This window comes from Nocardia sp. No.11 (genome assembly GCF_038752175.1).
GTDB classification, from domain to species: Bacteria; Actinomycetota; Actinomycetes; order Mycobacteriales; family Mycobacteriaceae; genus Nocardia; species Nocardia canadensis.
Genome location: NZ_JBCGFB010000209.1, coordinates 1 through 5,581, shown reverse-complemented (window position 1 = coordinate 5,581; position 5,581 = coordinate 1). Strand labels below are relative to the sequence as shown.

Here is a 5,581-nt window from a genome sequence, read left to right as displayed (position 1 = left end):
CGTGTCGCGGGCGGCGTCGAACGACGCGGCGTCGTTGGCGGCGCGGCTGCTCGGCCGCGGTGTCGCCGAACAGGACCGGCTCGTCCTCGACGTCATCCGCGCCCAGGCCGCGGCCGTGCTCGGTCACGCGAGCGCGGACGCGACGGCCCCGGACAAGCCGTTCAGCGATCTCGGATTCGACTCGCTCGGCGTCATGGAATTCCGCAACCGGCTGAAAACCGCTGTCGGCCTGCAGTTGCCCGCGACCGCCATGTTCGACTACCCGACCCCGGAAGCGCTGGCCGGATTCGTCCGCCGGGAGATCGCCCCCGTCGACGACCCCGCGCAGCGGATCACCGACGAGGTCGACGCGCTCGCCCGCAGCTTCGACACCGCCGACCTGTCCGCCGCCGACCGGTCCGGGATCGCCGACAAGCTGGCCGCGCTGGTGCGCAGGCTCGAAGGCAGAGACCCCGGCGAGGTCGACATCGCCGGCCTCGATGCCGCCGACGACCGCGAGCTATTCGACTTCATCGACAACCTCAGCTGAGCTGAACGAGCAGGAGTTCCACCGATGGCCGACAACGACGAGCTACGCCGGTACCTCAAGAAGACTGCGAAAGAGCTGTACGAGACCAAGCAGCAGCTTCGTGAGCTCACCGACCGGTCGCAGGAGCCGATCGCCATCGTCGGCATGGCCTGCCGGTACCCCGGCGGCGTGCGGTCACCCGAGGACCTGTGGCGGGTGACCGCCGACGGGGTGGACGCGGTCGGGGCCTACCCGGCCGATCGTGGCTGGGACCTGGACCGGCTCTTCGACGAGGANGGGGGGGGGCCCCCCCCGACGGGGTGGACGCGGTCGGGGCCTACCCGGCCGATCGTGGCTGGGACCTGGACCGGCTCTTCGACGAGGACCCCGACGCGCCGGGCACCGTCTACACGCGCGACGGCGGATTCCTCGACGCCGTCGGCGAATTCGACGCGGCGTTCTTCGGGATCGGCCCGCGCGAGGCGGCCGCGATGGACCCGCAGCAGCGGCTGATGCTCGAAGCCTCCTGGGAGGCGCTCGAGGACGCGGGCATCGACCCGGTGTCGTTGCGCGGCAGCGACACCGGCGTGTTCGCCGGTGTCATCCACCAGCACTACGGTCCGCGCATCGGCTCGGCGACCATCGGCGCCGAGACGGAAGGCCATGCCTACCTGGGTGTGTCGAACAGCGTGCTGTCCGGGCGGATCGCCTATTCGTTCGGGTTCAAGGGCCCGGCGATCTCGGTCGACACCGCGTGCTCGTCCTCGCTGGTGGCCCTGCATCTGGCCTGCCAGGCCCTGCGTCAGGGCGACGCCACGCTCGCGCTGGCCGGTGGCGTCACCGTGATGTCGGATCCCTCCCTGCTGATCGCGTTCGCGCGGCAGCGGGCCCTGTCCCCGGACGCCCGCTGCAAGGCGTTCGCGGCCGCGGCGGACGGAACCGGGTTCTCCGAGGGTCTCGGCGTGCTGGTGCTGGAGCGGCTGTCGGACGCGCGGCGGCTCGGCCACCCCGTGCTGGCGGTGGTGCGCGGCAGCGCGGTCAACCAGGACGGCGCGAGCAACGGCCTGACCGCGCCGAACGGTCCGTCCCAGGAGCGCGTCATCGCGCAGGCGTTGGCCAACGCGGGGCTCGAGCCCACCGACATCGACGCCGTCGAGGCGCACGGGACCGGCACGATGCTCGGTGATCCGATCGAGGCACGGGCGCTGATCAGCGTCTACGGCGCGCGGCGCGCGGGTGCGCCGCTGCGGCTGGGCTCGCTCAAGTCGAACGTCGGCCACACCTCGGCGGCGGCGGGCGTCGGCGGCGTGATCAAGATGGTGCAGGCGCTGCGCCACGAGGTGCTGCCGAAGACCCTGCACGTGGACGCGCCGACGCCGCATGTGGATTGGTCGGCGGGCACGGTGCGGCTGTTGCGGGACAACGAGCCGTGGCCTGCGGGGGAGCGGACCCGGCGGGCGGGGGTGTCCTCGTTCGGGGCCAGCGGCACCAACGCGCACCTGATCCTCGAGGAGGCGCCCGCCGAGCCGGTCGTCGACGACACCGAGCCACTCGCGACACCCACCGAGGCGGAGATCGTTCCGCTGGTGCTGTCGGCCAAGTCTCCCGACGCCCTGCGCGCCCAGGCGGATCGCCTGCGGCAGTGGCTGATCAACGATCCCGACCGGGACGTCCGCGACGTCGCGCACGCGCTGACGACCTCGCGGGCGCTGCTGGAGTGGCGGGGGGCGGTCGTCGGCCGCGACCGCGACGACGTGCTGGCCGGGCTGGCCGAGCTGGCGGCGGGCGCGCCCGGCGTGCTCGAGGCGAAGGCCACCCCGGAGCGCACCGCCTTCCTGTGCACCGGTCAGGGCGCGCAGCGAATCGGTATGGGCGCGGAGCTGTATCGGGCGTTCCCGGTGTTCGCGGCGGCGCTCGACGAGCTCTGCGCGGCATTCGATCCGCTGCTCGGGCGGTCGTTGCGCGAGGTGATGTTCACCGACACCGACGGCGTGCTCGACCGGACCGAATTCACCCAGCCCGCGCTGTTCGCCTTCGAGGTCGCGATGTGCCGGCTGGTCGAATCCTTCGGTGTGACACCGGATTTCCTGATCGGGCACTCGATCGGTGAGCTGGCGGCCGCGTTCGTCGCCGGGGTGTGGACGTTGCCGGACGCGTGCGCGCTGGTGGCGGCGCGGGGTCGGCTGATGGGCGCGTTGCCCGTGGGTGGGGCGATGCTCGCGGCGGCGGTCACCGCCGACCGGGCGGGCGAGATCGTCGCCGGCCTCGGTGACCGGGTGTCGATCGCGGCGGTGAACGGGCCGACGTCGTCGGTGTTGTCCGGGGAGGCCGACGCGATCGAGGAGATCGAGCGGCGGCTCGGCGCCGACGGGGTGCGGACCAGTCGGTTGCGGGTCAGCCATGCCTTCCACTCGGCGCGCATGGAGCCGATGCTTGCCGAATTCCGCGCGGTGGCCGAGGGCGTCGCGTACGCGACGCCGCGGGTGCCGATCGTGTTGAACGAGTCCGGTGCGCTCGCCGACGCCGCGGTGACCGATCCGGAGTACTGGGTGCGGCAGGTGCGCGGCTGCGTGCGGTTCGCGCCGGGCGTGGACGCGCTGGTCGCGGCGGGCGCGCGGCGCTTCGTGGAGCTGGGCCCGGACGCGGTGCTCACGGCGATGACCCGGGAGTGCCTGGCCGAGGTTCCCGAGGTCGAGTCGGTCGCGACCGCGGCGGCGACATCGCGTCGGTCCGCCGACGAGGTGGCGCAGTTCGTCACGGCGCTGGCGCGATTGCAGGTCGCGGGTGTGCCGGTGACGTGGGCTCCGCTGTTCGCGGGCCGGCCGGTGCCACGGATGTCGTTGCCCACCTACGCCTTCCAGCGTCGGCGCTACTGGCTACAGCCGGACCAGGGCGCTGCGGCGGGCGCGTCGGATCATCCGATCCTGACCGGTGTGGTCGGGGTGGCGGGTACCGACGAGTGGCTGCTCACCGGCAGGCTCTCGCTGCGCACCCATCCGTGGATCGCCGATCATATGACCTACGGCGTGGTCGTCGTGCCGAGCGCGACCCTGATCGAGTTCCTGCTCGCCGCCGGGGCGCGGATCGGTTGCGAGGTCGTCGACGAACTCACCTTGCAGGCACCGATCCTGCCGACCGACGACACCGAGATCGAGCTGCAGGTCCTGGTGCAGGCCGCCGACGACTCGGGGCGCCGCCCGTTCGAGTTCTACTTCCGCACCTCGCCGGAGTCGGACTGGGTGCACAACGCCACCGGCGTGCTGGCCGCCCGCTGGGACGGCGACTCGGCCTTGGCGCAGCGCCTGCGCGACGAGGACTGGCCGCCCGCCGACGCCGACATCGTGGACAGCGCGGGACTTCCGGCGCGGATCTCCCGGGACGCCGGGCTCGAGTACGGTCCCGCCTTCCTCGGTGTGCGCGCCGCGTGGCAGCGTGACGACACGGTCTTCTCCGAGATCGCCCTGAACCTCGACGCGGCACCCGAGGCGGGCCGCCACGACCTGCATCCGGCCCTGCTGGACATGGTCATGCACGCCGGGTTCTCCCGATTGCTCTGGGACGAGGGGAATCCCGATCCCGACACCGGCCGATTGCTGTTCCGGTGGGGCGGCGCGCGATTCCACAAGTCGGGGCCCTGGCCCGCGGCGGTGACCTCGCTGCGCGTCATCGCGGTCGCGTCCGGGCCGGAGACCATCTCCGTCGCGGCGATCGATCCCGAAGGCGCACCGATCGTCTCGGTCGACGCGGTGGTGATGCGTCCCTACGACGTCAAGGAATTCCGGAGCACGGTCGCCGGTGCCGAAGCCGAGCTGTACCAGGTGCGATGGGAGCAGGCGGACAGCGCGGGCCCGGCGCCCGTGCCCGCGATGGTCACGCTCGCGGGCACCGCTGTCCCGGGGCTCCACGCGGCCGCCTCGATCGCGGATCTCGCTGCGGCTGAACCTGTTCCGGCTGTCGTGGTGTGGCGGGCTCTCGGGGCACAGGTCTCCGACGACCCGGCAGCGGTGCGGGCGAGCGTCCGCGACACCTTGGCGACGCTGCGACGCTGGCTAGCCGAGGACCGGCTGTCCGACACCCGGCTGGTCGTCGTGACGACCGGCGGCGCGGGACTGACCGGTGAGACACCCGATCTCGCCGCGGCCGCGCTGTGGGGCCTGCTGCGGAGTGCGCAGTCGGAGAACCCGGACCGGTTCGTCCTGGTCGACGAGGACCCGGCCACCCCTGTCGACGCGGACCGGATCGCGGCCGTGGTGCGCTCCGGCGAACCGCAGGTCGCGGTGCGTGGTGGTCGGCTGCTGACACCGCGACTGGTGCGCGCGGCCACCACGGACGCGGCACCGGTGTCCTTCGGCGACGGGACCGTGTTGATCACCGGCGGGACCGGGGGGCTGGGCGCCCTGTTCGCCCGCCACCTCGTCACCGCGCACGGTGTCGGTGACCTGGTGCTGACCTCCCGTCGCGGCCCCGCGGCCGCGGGCGCCGCCGCCCTGGTGGCCGAGCTGGCGCGCCTGGGCGCCCAGACGCGGATCGTCGCCTGCGATGTGACCGATCGGGACGCGGTGCGCGACCTGCTCGACAGCATCGGCACCGGGCTGACCGGTGTGGTGCACACCGCGGGCGTGCTCGCGGACGGCACGGTGGCGACGCTGACCGACGACCAGGTGGACCGGGTACTGGCCCCCAAGGTCGACGGCGCCTGGCATCTGCACGAGCTGACCCGGGACCGGACTCTGGCGGCGTTCGTGCTGTTCTCCTCGATCGCGACGGTGCTCGGCTCGGCCGGGCAGGGCAACTACGCCGCCGCGAACGGCGTCCTCGACGCCCTGGCACAGCGGCGACGGACCGCGGGTCTGGCCGCCACGTCACTGGCGTGGGGGCCGTGGAACCAGGGCAGCGGGATGACCGGTGGTCTGGACGAGGCCGCCCTCGCGCGGTGGGATCGGCTGGGCCTGAGCCCGCTCGCCGACGTCGACGGCGTGCGTCTGTTCGACGAGGCGCTCGCGCACACCGAGGCGCGGCCGGCACCGATCCGGTTCGACGCCGCGGCATTGCGCCGCGAGACCGACCCCGCCG

The 5,581-nt window shown here is 73.1% G+C and carries 2 protein-coding genes and 1 pseudogene; all 3 read left to right on the top strand.

Annotation, left to right across the window (positions count from 1 at the left end; all coding sequences use genetic code 11):
• The coding region (locus V8688_RS31020) for a phosphopantetheine-binding protein (protein ID WP_342802288.1) at positions 1–529 on the top strand (529 nt) is incomplete at its 5' end.
• A gap of 24 nt (positions 530–553) precedes the next feature.
• Positions 554–742: pseudogene (locus V8688_RS31015) on the top strand (polyketide synthase docking domain-containing protein); the annotation flags it as partial.
• A gap of 86 nt (positions 743–828) precedes the next feature.
• Positions 829–5,581: type I polyketide synthase (locus V8688_RS31010; protein WP_342802287.1), on the top strand; the 4,753-nt coding region annotated here is incomplete at its 3' end.